This is a genomic window from Streptomyces hesseae (assembly GCF_031845785.1).
GTDB classification, from domain to species: domain Bacteria; phylum Actinomycetota; class Actinomycetes; order Streptomycetales; family Streptomycetaceae; genus Streptomyces; species Streptomyces hesseae.
This window is the reverse complement of the sequence record NZ_JAVRFI010000014.1, coordinates 75385-96428: the sequence shown is the minus strand read 5'-3', so window position 1 is coordinate 96428 and position 21044 is coordinate 75385. Positions and strand designations below refer to the sequence as shown.

22 protein-coding genes are annotated in these 21044 nt (G+C 70.6%); 8 read left to right on the top strand and 14 right to left on the bottom strand.

Annotation, left to right across the window (positions count from 1 at the left end; all coding sequences use genetic code 11):
- Nucleotides 1-6: 6 nt before the first annotated feature.
- A complete protein-coding gene (locus RM609_RS21395; protein WP_311613105.1) occupies nt 7-651 on the bottom strand; it encodes a response regulator transcription factor in 645 nt (214 codons plus the stop codon).
- Nucleotides 639-1874, bottom strand: a complete 1236-nt coding sequence (locus tag RM609_RS21390; protein ID WP_311613104.1) for a sensor histidine kinase — start codon at nt 1872-1874, stop codon at nt 639-641. Before RM609_RS21390 ends, RM609_RS21395 begins: the two co-directional genes overlap by 13 nt.
- 215 nt (nt 1875-2089) lie before the next feature.
- On the opposite strand from RM609_RS21390, the gene RM609_RS21385 reads away from it, so the two are divergent.
- Nucleotides 2090-2701 carry a Uma2 family endonuclease gene (locus RM609_RS21385; protein ID WP_311613103.1) on the top strand — a complete coding sequence of 204 codons (612 nt, stop codon included), beginning with the start codon at nt 2090-2092 and terminating at the stop codon, nt 2699-2701.
- A gap of 76 nt (nt 2702-2777) precedes the next feature.
- On the opposite strand, the gene RM609_RS21380 is transcribed toward RM609_RS21385, so the two are convergent.
- Nucleotides 2778-4160, bottom strand: coding sequence for a glycine--tRNA ligase (locus RM609_RS21380; RefSeq protein WP_311613102.1), 1383 nt, complete (start codon nt 4158-4160; stop codon nt 2778-2780).
- A 164-nt stretch (nt 4161-4324) separates the two neighbouring features.
- Between RM609_RS21380 and RM609_RS21375 the strand changes: the two genes are divergently transcribed.
- The 4 genes from RM609_RS21375 (at nt 4325) to RM609_RS21360 (ending at nt 7559) form a co-directional block, all read left to right on the top strand.
- Nucleotides 4325-5353, top strand: a complete 1029-nt coding sequence (locus RM609_RS21375; RefSeq protein WP_311613101.1) for a metal ABC transporter substrate-binding protein — start codon at nt 4325-4327, stop codon at nt 5351-5353.
- A 32-nt stretch (nt 5354-5385) separates the two neighbouring features.
- Nucleotides 5386-6174, top strand: coding sequence for a metal ABC transporter ATP-binding protein (locus RM609_RS21370; RefSeq protein ID WP_311613100.1), 789 nt, complete (start codon nt 5386-5388; stop codon nt 6172-6174).
- Nucleotides 6174-7064 carry a metal ABC transporter permease gene (locus RM609_RS21365; RefSeq protein ID WP_311613099.1) on the top strand — a complete coding sequence of 297 codons (891 nt, stop codon included), beginning with the start codon at nt 6174-6176 and terminating at the stop codon, nt 7062-7064. The genes RM609_RS21370 and RM609_RS21365 overlap by 1 nt, the downstream gene beginning before the upstream one ends.
- 84 nt (nt 7065-7148) lie before the next feature.
- Nucleotides 7149-7559: a Fur family transcriptional regulator gene (locus tag RM609_RS21360; RefSeq protein ID WP_311613098.1), complete on the top strand. Its 411-nt coding sequence runs from the start codon at nt 7149-7151 to the stop codon at nt 7557-7559.
- A 70-nt stretch (nt 7560-7629) separates the two neighbouring features.
- Here RM609_RS21360 and RM609_RS21355 read toward each other — a convergent pair whose 3' ends face one another.
- The 4 genes from RM609_RS21355 to leuA all read right to left on the bottom strand — a co-directional run bounded on the left by RM609_RS21355 (nt 7630) and on the right by leuA (nt 12087).
- Nucleotides 7630-8451, bottom strand: a complete 822-nt coding sequence (locus RM609_RS21355; RefSeq protein ID WP_311613097.1) for an isoprenyl transferase — start codon at nt 8449-8451, stop codon at nt 7630-7632.
- Nucleotides 8452-8482: 31 nt separating this feature from the next.
- Nucleotides 8483-9229 carry a DNA repair protein RecO gene (recO, locus tag RM609_RS21350; RefSeq protein WP_189452132.1) on the bottom strand — a complete coding sequence of 249 codons (747 nt, stop codon included), beginning with the start codon at nt 9227-9229 and terminating at the stop codon, nt 8483-8485.
- A 158-nt stretch (nt 9230-9387) separates the two neighbouring features.
- A complete protein-coding gene (locus RM609_RS21345; protein WP_311613096.1) occupies nt 9388-10113 on the bottom strand; it encodes a TerB family tellurite resistance protein in 726 nt (241 codons plus the stop codon).
- A gap of 198 nt (nt 10114-10311) precedes the next feature.
- On the bottom strand, nt 10312-12087 hold the full coding sequence (leuA, locus tag RM609_RS21340; RefSeq protein WP_311613095.1) for a 2-isopropylmalate synthase: 1776 nt from the start codon (nt 12085-12087) through the stop codon (nt 10312-10314).
- A 324-nt stretch (nt 12088-12411) separates the two neighbouring features.
- On the opposite strand from leuA, the gene RM609_RS21335 reads away from it, so the two are divergent.
- Nucleotides 12412-13473, top strand: a complete 1062-nt coding sequence (locus tag RM609_RS21335) for a M4 family metallopeptidase (protein ID WP_311613094.1) — start codon at nt 12412-12414, stop codon at nt 13471-13473.
- 70 nt (nt 13474-13543) lie between these two features.
- Entirely contained in the window at nt 13544-13819 is a 276-nt protein-coding gene (locus RM609_RS21330; protein WP_311613093.1) for a protealysin inhibitor emfourin, read from the top strand.
- Between the two features lie 3 nt (nt 13820-13822).
- Here RM609_RS21330 and era read toward each other — a convergent pair whose 3' ends face one another.
- From era to RM609_RS21315, 3 genes are read right to left on the bottom strand one after another with little or no spacing between them, the layout of a single operon-like run.
- The gene (era, locus tag RM609_RS21325) at nt 13823-14764 is read right to left on the bottom strand and encodes a GTPase Era (protein WP_311613092.1); all 942 of its coding nucleotides are present in this window, start codon (nt 14762-14764) and stop codon (nt 13823-13825) included.
- A 56-nt stretch (nt 14765-14820) separates the two neighbouring features.
- A complete protein-coding gene (locus RM609_RS21320; protein WP_311613091.1) occupies nt 14821-15168 on the bottom strand; it encodes a cytidine deaminase-like protein in 348 nt (115 codons plus the stop codon).
- Between the two features lie 43 nt (nt 15169-15211).
- The gene (locus RM609_RS21315; RefSeq protein WP_311613184.1) at nt 15212-16033 is read right to left on the bottom strand and encodes a helix-turn-helix transcriptional regulator; all 822 of its coding nucleotides are present in this window, start codon (nt 16031-16033) and stop codon (nt 15212-15214) included.
- Between the two features lie 138 nt (nt 16034-16171).
- On the opposite strand from RM609_RS21315, the gene RM609_RS21310 reads away from it, so the two are divergent.
- Entirely contained in the window at nt 16172-17611 is a 1440-nt protein-coding gene (locus tag RM609_RS21310; protein ID WP_311613090.1) for an MFS transporter, read from the top strand.
- A 38-nt stretch (nt 17612-17649) separates the two neighbouring features.
- Here the strand turns inward: RM609_RS21310 and RM609_RS21305 are convergent, their stop codons facing one another.
- The 4 genes from RM609_RS21305 to RM609_RS21290 are packed head-to-tail and all read right to left on the bottom strand — an operon-like array spanning nt 17650 to nt 20952.
- Nucleotides 17650-18063: a DoxX family membrane protein gene (locus tag RM609_RS21305; protein ID WP_311613089.1), complete on the bottom strand. Its 414-nt coding sequence runs from the start codon at nt 18061-18063 to the stop codon at nt 17650-17652.
- A gap of 59 nt (nt 18064-18122) precedes the next feature.
- Nucleotides 18123-19451, bottom strand: a complete 1329-nt coding sequence (locus RM609_RS21300) for a hemolysin family protein (RefSeq protein ID WP_311613088.1) — start codon at nt 19449-19451, stop codon at nt 18123-18125.
- Nucleotides 19448-19945 (bottom strand): rRNA maturation RNase YbeY, encoded by a 498-nt coding sequence (gene ybeY / locus RM609_RS21295; RefSeq protein WP_311613087.1) that lies wholly within the window; start codon nt 19943-19945, stop codon nt 19448-19450. Before ybeY ends, RM609_RS21300 begins: the two co-directional genes overlap by 4 nt.
- Before the next feature lie 14 nt (nt 19946-19959).
- Complete coding sequence (locus tag RM609_RS21290) at nt 19960-20952, bottom strand: PhoH family protein (RefSeq protein WP_311613086.1); 993 nt, start codon at nt 20950-20952, stop codon at nt 19960-19962.
- Nucleotides 20953-21044: the final 92 nt, after the last annotated feature.

Sequence of the window (21044 nt, the reverse complement as noted above, 5' to 3'; positions counted from 1 at the left end):
GGGGGGTCACCCCACCCCGAGAAACCGCAGGACGGCGAGTACCCGCCGATGGTCGGCCTCGGCCTTCGGCAGGTCCAGCTTCGCCAGGATGCTGTTGATGTGCTTGGCCACGGCGCTCTCGCTGACGACCAGCCGCTCGGCGATGCCCGCGTTGGAACGGCCCTCGGCCATGGAGGCGAGGACCTCCCGCTCGCGCGCCGTCAGCCGGTCCAGCGGATCGCTGTGACGTCGCGTCAGCAGCTGGGAGACCACCTGCGGGTCGAGCGCCGTGCCGCCCGCGGCCACGCGCCGCAGCGCCTCGATGAACTCCTCTACGTCGGCGACCCGTTGCTTGAGGAGGTAGCCGAATCCCGCGGTGTCGCCGATCAGCAGCTCGGTGGCGTAGCGCTCCTCCACGTACTGGGAGAGGAGCAGCACCGCCGTGTCCGGCCACCGCTCGCGCAGTACGAGTGCCGCTCGTACGCCCTCGTCCGTGAAGCCGGGCGGCATCCGTACGTCGAGGACGACGAGGTCCGGCCGGTGCAGTTCGACGGCGGCGAGTGCCGACTCCGCGTCGCCGGCTTCCGCGACCACTTCGAATCCGGCCGCCTCCAGGACCTTCACCAGGCCCACTCGTAGCAGGACGGAATCCTCGGCGATCACAGCGCGCACGGCAGCTCCACAGTCACAACGGTCGGGCCCCCGACGGGGCTGCTGAACGAGAACGTGCCGTCGACCGACGCGACACGTTTGGCCAGCCCGGCCAGCCCGGTGCCGCCCGAGGGGTCGGCACCGCCCACGCCGTCGTCGGAGACGACGACGAGCAGTATGCCCCCGAACCGTTCGACGGTGACATCCACCCTCGACGCCTGCGCGTGCTTGACCACGTTGGCGAGCGCCTCGGACACCACGAAGTAGGCGACGGCCTCGACCGCCTGGGCGGGCCGGGAGGCGAGGTCCACCTTCACGCGCACGGGCAGTGGCGCCCGTTCGGCGAGCCCGGACAGCGCGGCGTCCAGCCCGCGGTCCTCCAGGACGGCGGGGTGCAGTCCGCGCACGAGGTCCTGGAGCTCGGCGATGGCCTCCTTGGCCTCGCGGTGGGCGGCGTCGATGACCTTGCGGGCGTCGTCGGGCAGATCGGGCATCGTCACCTTGGCCAGGCCCAGGTTGACGGCCAGGGACACCAGCCGCTGCTGGGCGCCGTCGTGGAGGTCCCGTTCGATGCGCCGGCGCTCGGCGTCGGCGGCGTCCACGACACCGGCGCGGGCCTCGGTGACCTCCTCCACCCGCCGTTCCAGCTGCTCGGCCCGGCTGGGCCCGAGGCGTGTGAGCGCCGCCCGGGTGTCGACGCGGGCGAGCGCGCCGGACAGCCACGCGGATCCGTAGAGCCCGGCGATGCCGACGGCGGTGAGGTAGCCGCCCTGCGCCGCATAGCCCGTCGGCCGGTACTCCGGGGGCACGACCCACACCCACACGTAGATGGTGGCCGCCACGAAGGAGGCCGCCCACAGCAGCAGGACGCACACCCCGCCCGCCGCGATCAGCGGCCCCATCACCAGGTGGTACCGCACCTGCCGCCAGGCCGACTCCGAGCGCAGCCACCGCAGTACGCCACCGGCGGCCGCCGGTGCGGGGATCTCCACCCCGAGCCGCGTCCGGAACCGCCTCCGCTGGGCGACGCTCAGCACCGGCGAGGCCGCCCCGACCACCGCGAGCATCCCCAGGATCGCCGCCACACAGCTCAACGCCCGCGTCGGCCCCCCGTCCAGCCACGGCACGGCGAGCATAAAGAGCGAGCCGACCTGGATCAGCGCCCCGACAGTGAGAAAGGCGGCGGCACGGGCCGCGCCCTCGAAGGGCCGGAGGAGCTGCTGGAGCGGGCGGGGAATTCTCATGCGTCAAACGGTATGCCCGCAGGTCAGAGGGGTCGATGGCAGTGCCGCCCGAACCGGGGGTGAAACCAGTGCCACCCCGGGCCGGCCCTGGCGGGGGCGTGCGCGGGGGTGGCGATTGCGGGCGGATGGGCTGGGGAGAGCCGGACGCGGGGTGATTATCAGCGGGGATGGCTACGGTGTGTATTGACCCGCTTACACAGTCAAGGAGGAGCATCATGGCCGTCATGGTCGAGACACCACCGCCCCAGGCGATAAGCCATCCCCAGGAACCCGTGGGGGGGTTCGAGGAGCTGTGCCAGGTTCTTGAGCAAGTCGATGCAGGTCTCCCGGACGGCTACCGCACGGAGATCATCGGGGGAAACATCGTCATGTCACCGTGGTCGCAGTGCGCCTACGACTACATCATCGAGAGCGCCATCGAGCAGCTCAGTCCGCATACGCCTGACGGTCACCGCGTGCGAGGCTACCCCCGGCTCTTCAAGTTCCCCACCCAAGAAGAGTCCTACGGCCCCGACTTCTACGCGCTGGAATGGACAGCCCTGAAGACCAAGGGCATCTACGCCCCCGGCGATGCGTTGTCCCTGGCCGGCGAGGTGACTTCCCGCTCCACAGCCGGCACCGACCGCACGAAGAAGGTAGAGGCCTACGGCAAAGCCGGAGTACCCGTCTACGTGCTCGTCGATGTGCTGGCAGAGTCGGTCACGGCGTACTCCGACCCGTCACCCGACCGCGGCTACCGGGCCCGTCACCAGGTAAAGCTGGGCGACAAGGTCCACATCCCCGCGCCTTTCGACTGCGAGCTCGACACCGCCGACTGGGAGGTGTGACCTCCCCGACACATGCCGAAGGCCCCGGCCCCCGCAGCACGCGGGGAACCGGGGCCTCGGCCGGAGAGTCCGGGGGTCAGCAGCCGATCAGGCGGCTGGCCAGGTAGCCCTCGATCTGGTCGAGAGACACCCGCTCCTGCTTCATCGTGTCGCGCTCGCGCACCGTCACCGCGTTGTCCTCGAGCGTGTCGAAGTCGACCGTGACGCAGAACGGCGTACCGATCTCGTCCTGGCGGCGGTAGCGGCGGCCGATGGCGCCCGCGTCGTCGAACTCGATGTTCCAGTTCTTGCGGAGGTCCGCCGCGAGGCCCTTGGCCTTCGGGGACAGCTCCGGGTTGCGGGAGAGCGGCAGGACCGCGACCTTCACCGGGGACAGGCGCGGGTCGAGGCGCAGCACGGTGCGCTTCTCCAGCTTGCCCTTGGCGTTGGGGGCCTCGTCCTCGATGTAGGCGTCGAGGAGGAAGGCGAGCATCGTGCGGCCGACACCGGCGGCGGGCTCGATGACGTAGGGGGTCCAGCGCTCGCCGGCCTCCTGGTCGAAGAACGACAGGTCCTGGCCGGACGCCTTGGCGTGGGCGCCGAGGTCGTAGTCGGTGCGGTTGGCGACGCCCTCGAGCTCGCCCCACTCGTTGCCACCGAACTGGAAGCGGTACTCGATGTCAGCGGTGCGCTTGGAGTAGTGGGAGAGCTTCTCCTTCGCGTGCTCATACCACCGCATGTTCTCCTCGCGCAGGCCGAGACCGGTGTACCAGTTCCAGCGCTGCTCCATCCAGTACTCCTGCCACTGCTCGTCCTCGCCCGGCTTGACGAAGAACTCCATCTCCATCTGCTCGAACTCGCGAGTGCGGAAGATGAAGTTGCCCGGCGTGATCTCGTTGCGGAAGGACTTGCCCATCTGGGCGATGCCGAACGGGGGCTTCTTCCGGGAGGTCTGCTGGACCTGGGCGAAGTTGGTGAAGATGCCCTGGGCGGTCTCGGGGCGCAGGTAGGCGACCGAGCCGGAGTCCTGGGTCGGGCCGAGGTGGGTGGAGAGCAGACCGGAGAACTGCTTGGGCTCGGTGAACTGGCCCTTGTTGCCGCAGTTCGGGCAGTTGATGTCGGCCAGGCCGTTCTCGGGCAGCTTGCCGTGCTTGGCCTCGTAGGCCTCTTCCAGGTGGTCGGCACGGTAGCGCTTGTGGCAGGAGGTGCACTCGGTCAGCGGGTCGCTGAAGGTCGCGACGTGGCCGGAGGCGACCCAGACCTCGGAGGCCAGGATCACCGACGAGTCGATACCCACGACGTCCTCGCGCGAGGTGACCATGTAGCGCCACCACTGGCGCTTGATGTTCTCCTTGAGCTCCACGCCGAGCGGACCGTAGTCCCAGGCGGCGCGCTGGCCACCGTAGATCTCACTGCACGGATAGACAAAGCCACGGCGCTTGCTCAGGCTGACGATGGTGTCGATCTTGTCGGCGGCCACGGTGCTCTCTTCATTGCGACGACGAACAGCGAATGATTCAGGTTACCGGCGCTCCACCCCCTCTCATCAAATCGGCTATGGCCTTGGCTTGACCCAATCATCCGCAACCGGACGAGCCGGGCTGCTGTTGACAATCGTTTCCACTTTTGTTGAAAATGAGTGTCATGAACGTACGTCCGATCCGCCCCGTTCGCTCCCGCCGCCGAATAACCGGCGCCGCCGTCGCCCTCGCCACGACGCTCGGCCTGGTCTCCCTCTCCGCTTGTTCGGCCATGAGCTCCGACGGCCGGACTCCGGATGGAAAACTGCAGGTCGTAGCGTCGTTCTACCCCCTGGAGTACCTGGCGGAGGAGATCGGCGGAGACCATGTGAAGGTCACCGGCCTGACCAAGCCCGGTGTCGAACCGCACGATCTCGAGCTCACCCCGAAGCAGACCGGCTCGCTGGCCGACGCGGGCGCGATCGTCTACCTCAAGGGCCTCCAGCCCGCCGTGGACACGGCGATCAAGCAGTCCGGAAACAAGCACATCGCCGACGCGGCCTCCCTCACCGCCCTGGAGAAGCACGGCAACGAGGTCGACGGCCACCACCACACCACCGGCGACAACCACTCGGACACCTCCGGCTCCGGTGACGAGCAGGGTCACGAGGGCCACAGCCACGAGGACGGCAGCGCGGACCCCCACATCTGGCTGGACCCGGTGAAGTACGCCGAGGTCGCCAAGGGCGTCGCCCGGACCCTCGGCGAGGCGGACCCGGACCACAGGGCGGACTATGAGAAGAACGCCGCCGTGCTCGCGACGAAGCTGGACGCGCTGAACAAGAAGTTCGCCGAGGGCCTGAAGAACCGCGCCTCGGACACCTTCATCACCACCCACGCCGCCTTCGGCTACCTCGCCGAGCGCTACGGTCTGACCGAGGAGGCGATCAGCGGCGTGGACCCGGAGTCCGAGCCCAGCGCCGCCCGGATGAAGGACCTCCACAAGCTCGCCGAGGACCACCACGTCAGCACGGTCTTCTTCGAGACGCTCGCCAACCCCGCCACGGCGAAGACCCTGGCGAAGGACCTGAACCTGAAGACCGACGTGCTCGACCCGCTCGAGGGCATCACGGACAAGTCCAGGGGCCACGACTACTTCGAGGTCATGGAGTCCAACCTCACCGCCTTGAAGAAGGCGCTCGGCACCAAGTGAGCACAGCGAGTACCTCTGAGGAGGAGGCAGCCATGGAGCAGCCGACCACCGCCGCGGAGCGGCCTGTCATATCCCTGAGCGGGGCCACGGCCTCGCTGGGCTCGCGCCCCGTCCTGCGCGGCGTCGACCTGACCGTGCGGCGCGGCGAGGTCGTCGCCCTGCTCGGCGCCAACGGCTCCGGCAAGTCCACGGCCGTCCGGGCCATCGTGGGCCAGGTGCCGCTGACCGGCGGCGAGCTGGAGCTCTTCGGCACCCCGCGCCGGCGCTTCCGCGACTGGGCCCGCGTCGGCTACGTCCCCCAGCGCACCACCGCCGCCGGCGGGGTGCCCGCGACGGTGCGCGAGGTCGTCTCCGCGGGCCGGCTGGCCCGTACGAAGCTGGGCCCGACCCGCAAGGCCGACCGCGAGGCCGTCGTACGCGCCCTGGACCTGGTCGGCATGGCAGACCGGATCAAGGACTCCGTGGACGCCCTCTCCGGCGGCCAGCACCAGCGGGTGCTGATCGCCCGCGCGCTGGCCGGCGAACCCGAGCTGCTGATCATGGACGAGCCGATGGCCGGCGTGGACCTCGGCAGCCAGGAGGTGCTGGCGAAGGCCCTGCGCGAGGAGGTCGGCCGCGGCGCCACGGTCCTGCTCGTCCTCCACGAGCTGGGCCCGCTGGAGCCGCTCATCGACCGCGCGGTGGTGCTCCGCGACGGCTGCGTCGTCCACGACGGCCCCCCGCCCAAGGCCGTGGGCCAGCACGCCCTCCCCGGCCACGACCATGTGCACCCGCACGCCGACCCGTACGCGGAACCGATCAGAACGGGGCTGCTGAGCTGATGGACATTCTCGAACTCGCCTTTATGCAGCGGGCGCTGCTCGCCGCGCTGCTGGTGGGCGTCACCGCGCCGGCGATCGGCATCTACCTCGTCCAGCGCCGCCAGGCGCTGATGGGCGACGGCATCGGCCATGTCGCCCTCACCGGTGTGGGCCTGGGCTTCCTGCTCAACGCCAGCCCGGTGTGGGTGGCCACGATCGTCTGTGTGATCGGCGCGGTGGTCATGGAGCTGATCCGCTCCTACGGCAAGGCACGCGGCGACATCGCCCTCGCCCTCCTCTTCTACGGCGGCATGGCGGGCGGCGTGATGCTGATGAGCCTCGCCCCCGGCGGCTCCAACGCCAACCTCACCACCTACCTCTTCGGCTCGATCACCACCGTCTCGCAGCAGGACATCGTGGCGATCTGCGTACTGGCCGCGTTCGTGATCGTCACGACGGTCGGGCTGCGCCGGCAGCTCTTCGCGATCTGCCAGGACGAGGAGTTCGCACGCGTCACCGGCCTGCCGGTGCGGCTGCTGAACCTGCTGATCGCGATCACCGCCGCGCTGACCGTCACCGTCGCCATGCGCGTCGTCGGCCTGCTGCTGGTCAGCGCCCTGATGGTGATCCCCGTGGCCGCCTCCCAGCAGCTCGCCCGCAGCTTCGCGACGACCTTCGCCATGGCCGTGGCCATCGGCGTCCTCGTCACCCTTTCGGGCACGGTCACCTCGTACTACGTGGACGTCCCCTCGGGCGCGACGATCGTCCTCATGGCCATCGGCGTCTTCCTCGCGCTCACCGCGCTCGCCACCCCCCTGGCGAGGAAACGCGCGGACCGGGCGGCCGCCGAGGAACGCTGCACCCTGGAGGAGCCCACCGCGGGCCCGGCCACCGACGACGTCCGGGTCTGATCCAAGGGCCTGGCACAATTGTCGTGGCAACACCCACGATGGGAATGTTGCCACGAGTGTTCAGGCGAGCTTGAGGAGGCAACTGTGGTGACCGCCGGTCCCCCGGTACGCGGCCGAGCCACCAAACAGCGGGCCGCCGTCGCGGCAGCGCTCGACGAGGTGGACGAGTTCCGCAGCGCGCAGGAGCTCCACGACATGCTCAGGCACCGCGGTGCCTCCGTCGGCCTGACCACGGTCTACCGCACCCTCCAGTCCCTCGCCGACGCCGGCGAGGTGGACGTCCTGCGCACCAGCGAGGGCGAGGCCGTCTACCGCCGCTGCTCCAGCGGACACCACCACCACCTCGTCTGCCGCGCCTGCGGCAAGGCGGTCGAGGTCGAGGGCCCGGCCGTCGAGAAGTGGGCCGACTCCATCGCCGAGGAACACGGCTTCGTGGACGTCGCCCACACCATAGAGATCTTCGGCACCTGCGGGGACTGCGCGGCGAAGGGCTGACCACCGGCCATCACGCAAAGCCTGTGGGGCGCTCCCGGAAGTTTACGGGAGCGCCCCACAGGCTTTGTCACTACTCCTGCGTCTGCATCTGCTCGTTCGGGATCGCCCCGCCGAAGCGGCGGTCGCGCTGGGCGTACTCCAGGCAGGCGCGCCACAGGTCGCGGCGGTCGAAGTCGGGCCACAGGACGTCCTGGAAGACCATCTCGGCGTAGGCGCTCTGCCAGATCAGGTAGTTGGAGGTGCGCTGCTCGCCGGAGGGACGCAGGAAGAGGTCGACGTCCGGCATGTCCGGGTAGTAGAGGTACTTGGCCAGCGTCTTCTCATTGACCTTCGACGGGTCCAGGCGGCCCGCCTTCACGTCCTCCGCCAGCGCCTGCGCGGCGTCGGCGATCTCGGCGCGGCCGCCGTAGTTCATGCAGAAGTACAGCGTGAGCTTGTCGTTGTTCTTGGTCTGCTCCTGGGCGATCTGGAGCTCCTTGGCCACCGAGCGCCAGAGCCGGGGCATGCGGCCCACCCAGCGGACGCGGATGCCGAGTTCGTCGAGCTGGTCGCGGGTCTTGCGGATGAAGTCGCGGTTGAAGTTCATCAGGAAGCGGACCTCGTCCGGGGAGCGCTTCCAGTTCTCGGTCGAGAAGGCGTAGAGGGAGATGCTGCCCACGCCCATCTCGATCGCGCCCTGGAGGACGTCGAGCACGCGCTCGGCGCCGACCTTGTGGCCCTCGGTGCGCGGCAGGCCGCGGTCCTTGGCCCAGCGGCCGTTGCCGTCCATGACGATCGCCACGTGCTCCGGGACGAGCTCGCCGGGGATCTTCGGGGGACGGGCGCCCGAAGGGTGCGGGTCGGGGATGCGGTACTCGCGTCGCGCCCGGCCCAGAATCCCGCGTACAACCATGGGTGCCACTACTCCTTGATCCCTGTTTCGCTTAGTTCTCGACATACCTGAGCGAGCGAAGCCCCCGCTCCAGATGCCACTGCAGATAGGCCGCCACCAGCCCGCTGCCCTCCCGGACGTGGCGCGCCTCGCACGCGTCCGCCGTCGCCCAGTCCCCCGTCAGCAGCGCGCCCAGGAGCTCGATCGACTCCGAGGAGGGTACGACGCATCCGGGCACCCGGCACTCCCCGCAGACCACACCGCCCGCGGCCGCGGAGAAGAACCGGTTCGGCCCGGGCATACCGCACTTCGCGCAGGCGCCGAAGCTGGGCGCGTAGCCGTTGACGGCGAGGGAGCGCAGCAGGAACGCGTCGAGCACCAGATGGGGGGCGTGGGCCCCGGAGGCGAGGGTGCGCAGCGCGCCCACGAGCAGCAGGTACTGCTGCACGGCGGGCTCGCCCTCGTGGTCGGTGAAGCGCTCGGCGGTCTCCAGCATGGCGGTGCCGGCGGTGTAGCGGGCGTAGTCGGTGACGATCGCGCCACCGTACGGAGCGATGGTCTCACTCTGGGTGCACAGTGGCAGCCCGCGTCCCACGAGCTCGCTGCCGCGCGCGAAGAACTGCACGTCGACGTGGGAGAACGGCTCCAGCCGCGCCCCGAACTTCGACTTGGTGCGACGCACCCCACGGGCCACGGCCCGCACCCGGCCGTGACCGCGCGTGAGGAGGGTGATGATCCGGTCCGCCTCGCCCAGCTTCTGGGTGCGCAGCACTATGCCGTCGTCGCGGAACAGACTCATGGAGCCATTCTCCCGTACGGGCGACGTGCCGGGTGCCATCGCCACCGGGGCCCCATGGCCACCGTCCTTCAATCCGCAATACACACGATGTGGTGAAATCCCTGCCGGAGTCGACCTGCGCGATCAGATCAGCAGGCCGGTCCCGGAGACATGAGCGCTCAGGACGGTGTGCGCGCCGCCGCCAGGAGCCGGTCGGTGTCCTCGGGGCGGATCAGCAGCGCCCGCCCCACCGTCGCCAGCACTTCCCGCTCCGCGGGCCGGTAGGGGCCGTCGGCCAGGGCGATCCGGGCCCCCTGGAGGAGGATCTGCTCACGGCCCGCGGGCGCCAGGTGTGGTGCCAGCGGCTCCAGGGCCTCGTGGAGCTCGATGGCCAGGGCCGTGCCGCAGGGGTCGAAGCCGTCGCGGCTCGCGTCGCCCGGCGGCGTCGCGTACCGCCCGGGCAGTCGTCCGGTGTCCGCGGCGAGCGCCTCGATCAGGGTGACGAGCTGCTCCTCGCTGCAATCGGCGAAGCCGGCCGCCCGCACCGCGCCGACCGCCGCGCGGCGGACCGTACGGGCCTCGGTGCCGCCCGCGGCCAGCACGGCGAGCGCCACCGTGTGCACGGCGTCGCGCAGCATCGCGGAGAAGCGGGTGGTGGTGGGGTGGTCGAGGACGTCCATGGCGTAGCGGCCGCGACAGGCCGTGCACTCCACGATGGGCCCCACCAGGCCGCGCGGCAGCAGCGGTACCCCGAACGCGACAAGGCGGCGCCGGCCCGTGCGACGGTGGTAATTGCGGTCGCCACCGCAACCGGGGCAGAAGAATTCGCCGTCTCCGACGGTGCGCCATACGGTGCGTACGCCCACCACACACCGGTCCGGGCTGTGTCGGCCTTGCGCGTGCATCACGGCGCACCTCCATAACGCCACGGCCGGGGTGCCGCGTTGACGTGATGTTAGCCACATCGTTGATGCCGCGTCAGTACCCCGACGGCCGAGTTGGGGCGGGTACTGGCCGAAGGCGCCGATGAGCCCACCGGATGCGGTGTTTTCACCGGCGCCAGGTTGACGCTGAGCGACGGAGGTTACGGACCGTCAGCGGCCTCAGCGGCGGTAGGCGCGGTTCACCGCCGAGACGACGGCCTTGATCGAGGCCCGGGTCGTGTTGCCGTCGATGCCGATGCCCCACAGCACCTTGCCGTCGATCACGCACTCGATGTACGAGGCGGCCTGGGCGCTGGCGCCCTCGCTCATCGTGTGCTCGGTGTAGTCCAGCAGCCGGGCGTCGACGCCGATGCCGGCCAGCGCGTCGAAGAAGGCCGAGATCGGACCGTTGCCCGTGCCCGTGAGCTCGGTCTTCGCGCCGTCGACGACCGCTTCGACGGTCAGCGCGTCGAGGCCCTCGGCGGTGGTGGAGGTCTGCGTGGAGCGCAGCAGCGCGATCCGGCCCCAGGCGTTGTCGTGCACCGGCAGGTACTCGTCCTGGAAGACGCCCCAGATCTCCTGCGGGGTGACCTCGCCGCCCTCGGCGTCGGTCTTCGTCTGGATGATCTTCGAGAACTCGATCTGCATCCGGCGCGGCAGGTCCAGCTTGTGGTCGTGCTTGAGGACGTAGGCGATACCGCCCTTGCCGGACTGGGAGTTGACGCGGATGACGGCCTCGTACGAACGGCCGACGTCCTTCGGGTCGATGGGCAGGTAGGGCACCGCCCACTCGATCTCGTCGACGGTCTTCCCGGCGGCGGCCGCCTCGGCCTCCCTCGCCTCGAAGCCCTTCTTGATGGCGTCCTGGTGGGAGCCGGAGAAGGAGGTGTAGACCAGGTCGCCCGCGTAGGGGTGGCGCGGGTGGACCTCCATCTGATTGCAGTACTCGGCGGTCCGGCGGACCTCGTCGATCTGCGAGAAGTCGATCTGCGGGTCGACGCCCTGGGAGAACAGGTTCATGCCCAGGGTGACCAGGTCGACGTTGCCGGTGCGCTCGCCCTGGCCGAACAGGCAGCCCTCGATCCGGTCCGCGCCCGCCATGACCGCCAGCTCGGCGGCGGCGACGGCGGTGCCGCGGTCGTTGTGCGGGTGCGCGGACAGGCAGATGTACTCGCGGCGGGACAGGTGCCGGGACATCCACTCGAAGCGGTCGGCGTGGGTGGAGGGGGTGGAGCGCTCCACGGTCGCCGGCAGATTCAGGATGATCTCGCGGCCCGCCTCGGGCTGCCAGACGTCCATGACGCCCTCGCAGACCTCCAGCGCGAAGTCCAGCTCGGTATCGGTGAAGATCTCCGGGCTGTACTGGAAGCCGAAGGCGGTGTCATCGCCGAGGATCTTGTCGGCGTACTCCATCACCAGCCGGGTGCCGTCGACGGCGATCTGCTTGACCTGCTCGCGCGAGCCCCGGAAGACCACGCGGCGGAAGACGGGCGCGGTGGCGTTGTAGAGGTGGACGGTGGCGCGGTGGGCGCCGCGCAGGGACGTGACCGTCCGCTCGATCAGCTCCTCGCGGGCCTGGGTGAGGACGGAGATCGTCACGTCCTCGGGGATGGCGCCCTCCTCGATGATCGAGCGGACGAAGTCGAAGTCCGTGGCCCCGGAGGAGGGGAAGCCGACCTCGATCTCCTTGTAGCCCATGCGCACCAGCAGGTCGAACATCTCGCGCTTGCGGGCGGGCGACATGGGGTCGATCAGCGCCTGGTTGCCGTCGCGCAGGTCGGTCGACAGCCAGCGGGGCGCCTTGGTGATCCGCCGGTCCGGCCAGCTGCGGTCGGGGATCTCCACGGCGTCGTACGGGCGGTACTTGCGCACCGGCATCCCGGACGGCCGCTGGGTGACGGTGGCGGCGGTGACGGGCGTGGGACGGCCGACGGATACGGAAGGCTGCTGGGGCATGGTGCGGAAGGCTCCTCGGTGTGTCCTTGCGGGACGGCCGACGGGGCTGCGGGCTGCTGCTGATCGGTGGGTGCGCAGCACCGGACTCCGCGGGGAGGGGGTCGGCCTTCGCTACAGACCCTCGCCGCGGCAGCTAAGAAGAAGCAGCACGTCACGCATGGTGCTCAGCAGATTAGCCGAGACGCGCGGGGCGGGGCAGGGCCGTTTCAGCATGCGGGACGGGGATGCGGGACGGGCCCGGGGCACACGGAACCCCGGCACTCGTTTGTGTTAATCCCCGCACCGGGCCCTGACAAGGCCGGGAGCGGGTGTCAGATTCGGCCCATGACTACCCAGAAGCACGGGATCTTCTGCGGCATCATTCCGCCGCACGTACTCGACCGCCTGGCCCAGTCCGACGACCCCCGGCACCATGAGCCCGCGCGCCGCACCCTGGAGCACGACGGCGCCCTGCGCACCCGCCGCCGGATCGCCGCGGTGCGGACGACCGTGGACTCGTCCTCGGCGGGCTCCCTTTCCGACACCCCGCAGCGGACGATCTACGACGCCGGGCACCGGGAGACCCTGCCGGGCCGCAAGGTGCACGCCGAGGCCGACGCGCCCAGCAAGGACGCCACGGTCAACCGGGCGAACGCCGGGCTGGGCGCCACCTTCGACCTCTATCTCAAGGTCTACGGCAGGCACTCCATCGACGGCGCGGGCCTGCCGCTGAACGCCACCGTCCACTACGGCGAGAGCTACGACAACGCCTTCTGGGACGGCGAGCAGATGGTCTTCGGCGACGGGGACGGCGATCTCTTCCTGGACTTCACCCTTCCCGTGGACGTCATCGGCCACGAGCTGACCCACGGGGTGACGCAGCACACCGCCAATCTGGAGTACTACGGCCAGTCCGGCGCGCTCAACGAGTCCATCTCGGACGTCTTCGGCTCCCTGATCAAGCAGTACGCCCTCGGGCAGACCACCGACCAGGCCGACTGGCTGATCGGCGAGGGCCTCCTGGGCCCGGACGTCACCGGCAAGGCCCTGCGCTCGATGAAGGCGCCCGGCACCGCCTACGACGACGACAAGCTCGGCAAGGACCCGCAGCCCGCCACCATGGAGCACTTCGTGCGCACCAGCCGGGACAACGGCGGTGTGCACATCAACTCCGGCATCCCCAACCACGCCTTCTACCTGCTGGCCACCGCCCTCGGCGGGCACGCGTGGGAGCGGGCGGGGAACATCTGGTACGCCACGCTGACCGGCGGGCAGCTGGCCCAGGACGCCGACTTCGCGGCCTTCGCCCGGCTGACGGCGGCCTCGGCGCGGACGCTGTACGGCGAGGGGGACGCGGTCCAGGCCGTGCTCAAGGCGTGGAGCCAGGTGGGCGTGCCCACTGCCTAGGGCCGGACGGCCCTTGATACGGGTCTCCCGGACCGGGAATGACCGCGAGCCGTGGGGTAGGGATGACGGTATGCGTATCGCCATCACCCGTACCGGCGGTTTCGCCGGCATCGAGCGCCGGGCCGAGCTGGACACCTGTTGCCGGCCCGACGCCACGCATCTGGAGGCCCTGGCCCACCGCGCCCTTGCGCCGGGCCGGGAGCCGCCGCCCGGTCACGCCCGGGGCGTGCCGGACGGCTTCCACTACGTCATCGACGTGGACGGCCGCTCGGTCCACCTCGCGGACCCCCACCTCACCGAGGACCAGCGCGAGCTGATCCGTACGGTGCTGAAGGAAGGCGCGTAGCGCTTAGAAGCCCAGCTTCCGGAGCTGCTTCGGGTCGCGCTGCCAGTCCTTGGCGACCTTCACGTGCAGGTCGAGGTAGACCGGCGTGCCCAGCAGTGCCTCGATGTGCTTGCGGGACTTCATGCCGACCTCCTTCAGGCGGGCGCCCTTGGGGCCGATGATGATGCCCTTCTGGCTGGGCCGCTCGATGTAGACGTTGGCGTGGATGTCCAGCAGCGGCTTGTCCTTGGGCCGGTCCTCGCGCGGCAGCATCTCCTCGACCACAACGGCGATGGAGTGCGGCAGCTCGTCGCGCACGCCCTCCAGGGCGGCCTCGCGGATCAGCTCCGCGACCATGACCTGCTCGGGCTCGTCGGTGAGGTCGCCCTCGGGGTAGAGCGGCGGGCTCTCCGGGAGCAGCGGGGCGATCAGGTCGGCCAGCAGGGAGACCTGCTTGTCGCCGACGGCCGAGACCGGGACGATCTGCGCCCACTGGATGCCCAGCTCGTCGCCCAGCTGCTGGATGGCGATGAGCTGCTCGGCGAGCTGCTTGGAGTCGACCAGGTCCGTCTTGGTGACGATCGCGATCTTCGGGGTCTTCTTGATCCCCGCGAGTTCCTTGGCGATGAACTTGTCACCGGGGCCGAGCTTCTGGTCGGCGGGCAGACAGAAACCGATCACGTCGACCTCGGCCCAGGTGGTCCGGACGACGTCGTTGAGCCGCTCGCCCAGCAGGGTGCGCGGCTTGTGGAGACCGGGCGTGTCCACCAGGACGAGCTGGGCGTCCGGGCGGTGGACGATGCCGCGCACGGTGTGCCGGGTGGTCTGCGGACGGTTGGAGGTGATCGCGACCTTCGTCCCCACCAGTGCGTTGGTCAGGGTCGACTTGCCCGCGTTGGGGCGGCCGACGAAGCACGCGAAGCCCGCGCGGTGGGAGGCCGGGGACGGGGAGGAAGCTCTATCCATACCCCATATTCTCCCCGATCCCCCGGCGGCCTCCGACCAACGGCCGGACGCGGCGCTCAGCCGGCCGTGACCACCGGCCCCGGCGTCCCGTCCGGGCCCGCCAGCAGCACGGGTGTCGCGGGCCCGCCCAGGTCGCGGACGGCGGCGCGGTCGGCGTCGGTGACGGCTTCCGCCTCGGAGACCACCGCGGCGGCCTCCAGGGACGTCGCCCCGCTGGCCACGGCCATGGCCACCGCCGTCCGGAGCGCGCTCAGCCGCAGCGACTCCAGGGCGACCGTCCCGGCGACATACGTACGGCCGGTCTCGTCACGGACGGCCGCGCCCTCGGGCACGGCGTTACGGGCGCGGGTGGCGCGGGCGAGCGTGATCAGCTTGCGGTCTTCGGGGTCCAGGGCATCCGTCATGCCTGGAGCATAGGGGCGCCGTCGCGGCCGCCCCCGGGCGCCCTCAGCCGGCCACCGAGTACATCGCGCCGCGCCGGCCCTCGGGCGAGGTCAGCCACGCCACCTTCTCCGCCGTGCCGGTGTCGGGGGCGGGGTTGTGCAGCACGATCGTCAGGTCCGGGCGGGCCGGTACGCGCAGCTGGGTGCTCTCGAAGAGGAGGTCGCCCACGAGCGGGTGGTGGAGGGCCTTGCGCACCAGGCCCGCCGGGCACACGTCGCCGCGGGCCCACAGCTCCGTGAATTCCGGGCTCGCGGCGGAGACGTCGGCCAGTACCTCCTCGAAGCCCTCGTCGCCGGGCCGCTCCGAGCAGGCGGCGCGGTAGGAGGCGACGACGCGCGGGGCGTTCTCCGCCCAGTTCGCGGCGCGCGAGCGGTAGACGGGGTCGGTGAAGAAGTCGATCAGGCAGTTCTGCCGGTTCTCGGGACGGAAGCCGAGGACCAGTTTGGCGGACTCGTTGTAGGCGACCAGGTTCCAGTACGGGTCCATGATGTGCGCCGGGGAGGGCAGCCAGCCGTCGATGAGCCGGCGCAGCCCGTCGCACAGGTACTCCGCGTCGTACTCGGCCTCGGGCAGCGGCGGGTTCAGCCCCGCCAGCACGTACAGATGCCGGCGCTCGGCCCCGGCCAGCCGCAGCACCCGCGCGACCGCGTCGAGGACCTGCGGCGAGACGGTGATGTCCCTGCCCTGCTCCAGCCACTGGTACCAGGAGGCCCCCACCCCGGCGAGGACCGCGACCTCCTCGCGGCGCAGCCCCGGCGTCCGGCGGCGGCTCCCGCCGTCGGGCAGCCCCGCCTCGGCCGGGGACACCCTCGCCCGACGGCTCATCAAGAACTCGCGCAGCTCAGGACGGCGGCGCGGCTTCTCCTGCAACGCTACGGTCAACTCTCCCCCTTGGCTGGTGGTGCGACCACCACGATAAGCGCGCACTCCCCAGGGTCGCTCCGCCCGGCGGAGGGTGGCCGCATGGCGATCGACTCCCCTCCTCTCACCTCCCCCGCCGAGGCCGCGTCCCCGCGCATGTCCGGCCGCGACAAGCTGACCCTGATGGTGCTGTGCGCGGCGCAGTTCATCGTCGCCCTCGACTTCTCCATCCTGAACGTGGCGCTGCCCGTCCTCGGCGACGACCTGGGCATGAGCCAGGCGGACCTCCAGTGGGCGGTCACGGCCTTCGCCCTGCCGTCGGGCGGCTTCCTGCTCTTCTTCGGCCGGATCGCCGACCTCTACGGCCGCCGGAAGCTCTTCCTGACCGGACTCGTCCTCTTCACCGTCGCCTCCGCGCTGGCCACCGTCGCCTGGGACCCGGCGACCTTCCTCACCGGCCGGGCCCTCCAGGGCCTGGGCGCGGCCGTGATCGTGCCGACCGGGATGTCCCTGCTGACCACGACCTTCGCCGAGGGCCCGCAGCGCGAGCGGGCGCTGGGCATCAGCGGCACCCTGATGTCGCTGGGCTTCACCATCGGCATGGTGCTCGGCGGTGTCATGACCGACACGCTGGGCTGGCGCTCCACGATGGGGCTGCTGGCGGTGGCGGGCGTCGGTGTGCTCCTCGCCGCGCCCGGCCTGCTGACCGAGTCCCGGCGGGCGGATCGCCCCCGCCTCGACCTGCCGGGCGCGGTGACGGTGACGGGCGGTCTGCTCGCGGTGATCTACGCCCTGTCGACCGCCGCCCAGCGGGGCTTCGGCGGCACGGACGTCGTGCTCGCGCTGATCGCCGGTGCGGTCCTGCTGGTGGCCTTCGTCGTCGTCGAGTCCCGGGCGGCCGAGCCACTGGTGTCCCTGCCGATGCTGCGCCGGCGGACGGTGGCCTGGGGGAACCTGGCCGGGCTGACCACGTTCGCGATGATGTCCTCGGTGATCTTCCTGCTCACCCTGTACCTCCAGGAGGTCCTGGAGCTGTCGGCCGTCCGCACCGGCCTGATCTTCGGTGTGACGGGCGTGGCGGCGGCGCTCGCCGGGATGACCGCGCCCCGGATCATCGCCCGCTTCGGGGCGCGCGCCACGCTGGTGGCGGGCCTGCTGGTGCAGGCCGTCTGCACGGCGGCCCTGCTGGGCCTGGGCGACGGCCCGGCCGGTGCCTGGCTGGCGCTGGTGGGGAGCTCGCTGGGCTGCGTCGGCCATCTGTGGGCGATCGTCGCGTACGGCGTGACGGCGACGTCGGGACTGCCGGACGGTTCGCAGGGCCTGGCGACGGGGCTGGTCACCAGCTCCCAGCAGGTGGGTCTGACCGTCGGCATCCCGCTGCTGAGCGCGCTGGCTTCGGCGCGGGTCTCCGCGCTGCGGGGCGCGGGTGCGTCCTTTGCGGAGGGGACGTTGGGGGGCGTGCGGCTGGGGCTTGGCGTCGACGCCGCGGTGGTCCTGGTGGTGGCCGCCGCGACATTCTTCGGCTTGCGGCGAGCGCGCTGACGCGCGTCGTCCGCAAAGCGCCGGGCGGGCTGACTTCGTCAGCCCGTCCGGCGTTTCGGCACACGGTCCGCGGCCGTGATGAGCAACCCGCCCAGAATCGAGACGTTCGCGAAGAACGCCACCCGGTGCTGCATCCGCTTCCCCGCGTCCTCCTCCCTCCAGTACGCGTGACCCGCCAGGGTCGTCGGCACCAGGCTGGCGGCGAGGGCCAGGGCGGAGGCCCGGGGGAGGATGCCCAGGGCGAGCAGCCCGCCCGCTCCCAGGTGCACCGCCCCGTTCAGCCGTACGAGCGCCCGCGCGTCGCGCGGCAGGACCGGGATCCAGTCCGCGATGGCGAGCGCCACGGGCGCCGCGACCGGCGCGAGGAGTTCGGGGCGGCGGACGGTCTGGACGCCGGCGCTGATGAACGCCGACGCCAGCAGCGGCCGCGCGAGAGTTCTGAGAACCGCCATTCCAGTACGGTTCCCGCACCATCGCGGGAGGATTCCCCTGAACGGGACGATTCCCCCGCTCAGTCCTCCCCGAAGGGACCGCGCTGCGCGCGCACCGGCTCCACGAGCACCGTGACGATGCGGTTGCGCCGCCCCGCCGCGGCCTCCGCGGTGAGCCGGAGGGCCGTGAGTGTCGGGTCCTTGCCGTGTTCGGCGACGTGCTCGGAGAGCGCGACCTCCGCCGTCGCGCCGGCGATCGGCACGCGGCCCAGCGACTTGGCGAGGAGGCCGCCGACCGTCTCGACGTCCTCGTCGTCGAACTCGTCGAGGCCGTAGAGCTCGCCGAGGTCGCCGATGTCGAGCCGGGCGGTGACCCGGTAGCGGTCGTCGCCGAGCTCCTCGACGGGCGGCAGCTCCCGGTCGTACTCGTCGGTGATCTCGCCGACGATCTCCTCGAGGATGTCCTCGATGGTGACGATGCCGGCCGTGCCGCCGTACTCGTCGATGACGACCGCGCAGTGGTTGCGCTGCTGCTGCATCTCGCGCAGCAGGTCGCCCGCGTTCTTGGTGTCCGGGACGAAGACGGCCGGCCGCATCGCGGTGGAGACCAGCTCGCTCTCCGCGTCACGGTTGATATGCGTCTTGCGGACGAGGTCCTTGAGGTAGACGATGCCCACCACGTCGTCCTCGTTCTCGCCCGTCACCGGGATCCGGGAGAAGCCGGAGCGCAGCGCGAGGGTGAGCGCCTGGCGGATGGTCTTGCCGCGCTCTATGACGATCAGGTCCGTGCGCGGCACCATGACCTCGCGGACGAGGGTGTCGCCGAGCTCGAAGACGGAGTGCACCATGCGGCGCTCGTCGTCCTCGATCAGCGACTCCTGCTCCGCCAGGTCGACCATGGCCCGCAGCTCCGCCTCCGAGGCGAAGGGGCCCATGCGGAAGCCCTTGCCGGGGGTGAGGGCGTTGCCGATGAGGATCAGCAGCCGGGGCACCGGGCCCATGATCCTGGCGAGCGGCAGCAGGACGTACGCCGCGGCCGTGGCGGTGCCCAGCGGGTGCTGGCGGCCGATGGTGCGCGGGGAGACGCCGACGGCCACGTACGAGACGAGGACCATCACCGCGATGGCGACGGTCAGCGCCTGCCAGGTGGCGTCGAAGGACTCCAGGCAGACGTAGGTGACGAAGACGCCCGCCGCCATCTCGCAGGCGACGCGCACCAGCAGCGCGACGTTGAGATAGCGGGTGGGGTCGGCCGCGACGGCCATGAGCCGGGCGCTGCCCCGCCGCCCCGCCCGGGCGGCCTCCTCGGCCCGGAACCGGGTGGTCCGGGCGAGGCCGGCCTCGGCGCAGGCGGCGAGCCAGGCGACGACGAGCAGCAGGACCGCGGCGGCGATCAGCTGGCCGGTCACGTGAACGTGGGAGCCGGGGAGGGCCCTTCGATGCCGCGCTCGGCGCGCCAGCCGTCGATGATCGCCGCCTGGAGGCCGAACATCTCGGCCTTCTCGTCGGGCTCCTCATGGTCGTAGCCGAGGAGGTGGAGCACGCCGTGGACGGTCAGGAGCTGGAGCTCCTCGTCCATGGAGTGCCCGGTCGGGGCCTCCTCGCCCTGCTTCTTCGCGACCTCCGGGCAGAGGACGATGTCGCCGAGGAGACCCTGCGGCGGCTCGTCGTCGTCCTTGGCCGGCGGGCGCAGCTCGTCCATGGGGAAGGACATCACATCGGTGGGACCGGGGAGGTCCATCCACTGGATGTGGAGCTGCTCCATGGCATCGGCGTCGACAACGATGACCGAGAGTTCGGAGAGCGGGTGGATACGCATCCGGGTGAGGGCGTAGCGGGCGACGTCCAGGATCGCCTGCTCGTCGATCTCCGTGCCGGATTCGTTGTTGACGTCGATTGACATGCTGTTACCGGGTCTTACTTTCCGTTGCGGCTGTCGTACTGCTCGTACGCGTCGACAATACGGCCGACCAGCTTGTGCCGGACGACGTCCCTGCTGGTGAGGTACGAGAAATGGACGTCGGTGACGCCCTCCAGAATCTCCCGCACCTGACGCAGACCGCTCTTGGTGCCGCCGGGCAGGTCGATCTGGGTGACGTCACCCGTGATCACGATCTTGGAGTCGAAGCCGAGCCGGGTGAGGAACATCTTCATCTGCTCGGGGCTCGTGTTCTGCGCCTCGTCGAGGATGATGAACGCGTCGTTGAGCGTCCTTCCTCGCATATACGCGAGCGGCGCGACCTCGATCGTCCCGGCGGCCATCAGCCGCGGGATGGAGTCGGGGTCGAGCATGTCGTGGAGGGCGTCGTAGAGCGGCCGCAGATAGGGGTCGATCTTCTCGTAGAGCGTGCCGGGCAGGAAGCCCAGCCGCTCGCCCGCCTCGACGGCCGGCCGGGTCAGGATGATCCGGTTGACCTGCTTGGACTGGAGGGCCTGGACCGCCTTGGCCATGGCCAGATAGGTCTTTCCGGTACCGGCGGGGCCGATGCCGAAGACGACCGTGTGCTTGTCGATCGCGTCGACGTAGTGCTTCTGGTTGAGCGTCTTGGGGCGGATGGTGCGGCCGCGGCTGGAGAGAATGTTCTGGGTGAGGACCTCGGCGGGGGTCTCGCCCTCGCCCTCCTCGCCCCTCAGCATGGCGATCGAGCGTTCCACCGCGTCCTCCGTCATCGGCTGCCCGGTGCGGAGCACCAGCATCATCTCGTCGAACAGGCGCTGTACGAGGGAGACTTCGCGATCGTCCCCCGTGGCGCTCACCTCATTGCCCCGAACGTGGATGTCGGTGGCCGGGAACGCCTTCTCGATCACCCGCAGGAGCTTGTCCCCGGAGCCCAGGATCGTCACCATCGGGTGCTTCGCCGGGACCGTGAACCGCGCCGTCGCCTGCGGTCGTGTGGGTGTCTGAGTCATGGGCCGGCACTGAAGGCCTGCTCATCCCTCTTTCCGTGTCGACAACCTTCCTTGGAATACCAGGGTACGACGCGTGCCCCGCCGATCCCGAG

Coding starts and splice junctions, on each gene's coding strand:
- RM609_RS21390 (WP_311613104.1), bottom strand. CDS start 1,874: ATGAGAATTCCCCGCCCGCTCCAGCAGCTCCTCCGGCCCTTCGAGGGC.
- RM609_RS21385 (WP_311613103.1), top strand. CDS start 2,090: ATGGCCGTCATGGTCGAGACACCACCGCCCCAGGCGATAAGCCATCCC.
- RM609_RS21375 (WP_311613101.1), top strand. CDS start 4,325: ATGAACGTACGTCCGATCCGCCCCGTTCGCTCCCGCCGCCGAATAACC.
- RM609_RS21370 (WP_311613100.1), top strand. CDS start 5,386: ATGGAGCAGCCGACCACCGCCGCGGAGCGGCCTGTCATATCCCTGAGC.
- RM609_RS21365 (WP_311613099.1), top strand. CDS start 6,174: ATGGACATTCTCGAACTCGCCTTTATGCAGCGGGCGCTGCTCGCCGCG.
- RM609_RS21355 (WP_311613097.1), bottom strand. CDS start 8,451: ATGGTTGTACGCGGGATTCTGGGCCGGGCGCGACGCGAGTACCGCATC.
- recO (WP_189452132.1), bottom strand. CDS start 9,229: ATGAGTCTGTTCCGCGACGACGGCATAGTGCTGCGCACCCAGAAGCTG.
- RM609_RS21345 (WP_311613096.1), bottom strand. CDS start 10,113: ATGCACGCGCAAGGCCGACACAGCCCGGACCGGTGTGTGGTGGGCGTA.
- leuA (WP_311613095.1), bottom strand. CDS start 12,087: ATGCCCCAGCAGCCTTCCGTATCCGTCGGCCGTCCCACGCCCGTCACC.
- RM609_RS21335 (WP_311613094.1), top strand. CDS start 12,412: ATGACTACCCAGAAGCACGGGATCTTCTGCGGCATCATTCCGCCGCAC.
- RM609_RS21330 (WP_311613093.1), top strand. CDS start 13,544: ATGCGTATCGCCATCACCCGTACCGGCGGTTTCGCCGGCATCGAGCGC.
- era (WP_311613092.1), bottom strand. CDS start 14,764: ATGGATAGAGCTTCCTCCCCGTCCCCGGCCTCCCACCGCGCGGGCTTC.
- RM609_RS21320 (WP_311613091.1), bottom strand. CDS start 15,168: ATGACGGATGCCCTGGACCCCGAAGACCGCAAGCTGATCACGCTCGCC.
- RM609_RS21315 (WP_311613184.1), bottom strand. CDS start 16,033: ATGAGCCGTCGGGCGAGGGTGTCCCCGGCCGAGGCGGGGCTGCCCGAC.
- RM609_RS21310 (WP_311613090.1), top strand. CDS start 16,172: ATGGCGATCGACTCCCCTCCTCTCACCTCCCCCGCCGAGGCCGCGTCC.
- RM609_RS21305 (WP_311613089.1), bottom strand. CDS start 18,063: ATGGCGGTTCTCAGAACTCTCGCGCGGCCGCTGCTGGCGTCGGCGTTC.
- ybeY (WP_311613087.1), bottom strand. CDS start 19,945: ATGTCAATCGACGTCAACAACGAATCCGGCACGGAGATCGACGAGCAG.
- RM609_RS21290 (WP_311613086.1), bottom strand. CDS start 20,952: ATGACTCAGACACCCACACGACCGCAGGCGACGGCGCGGTTCACGGTC.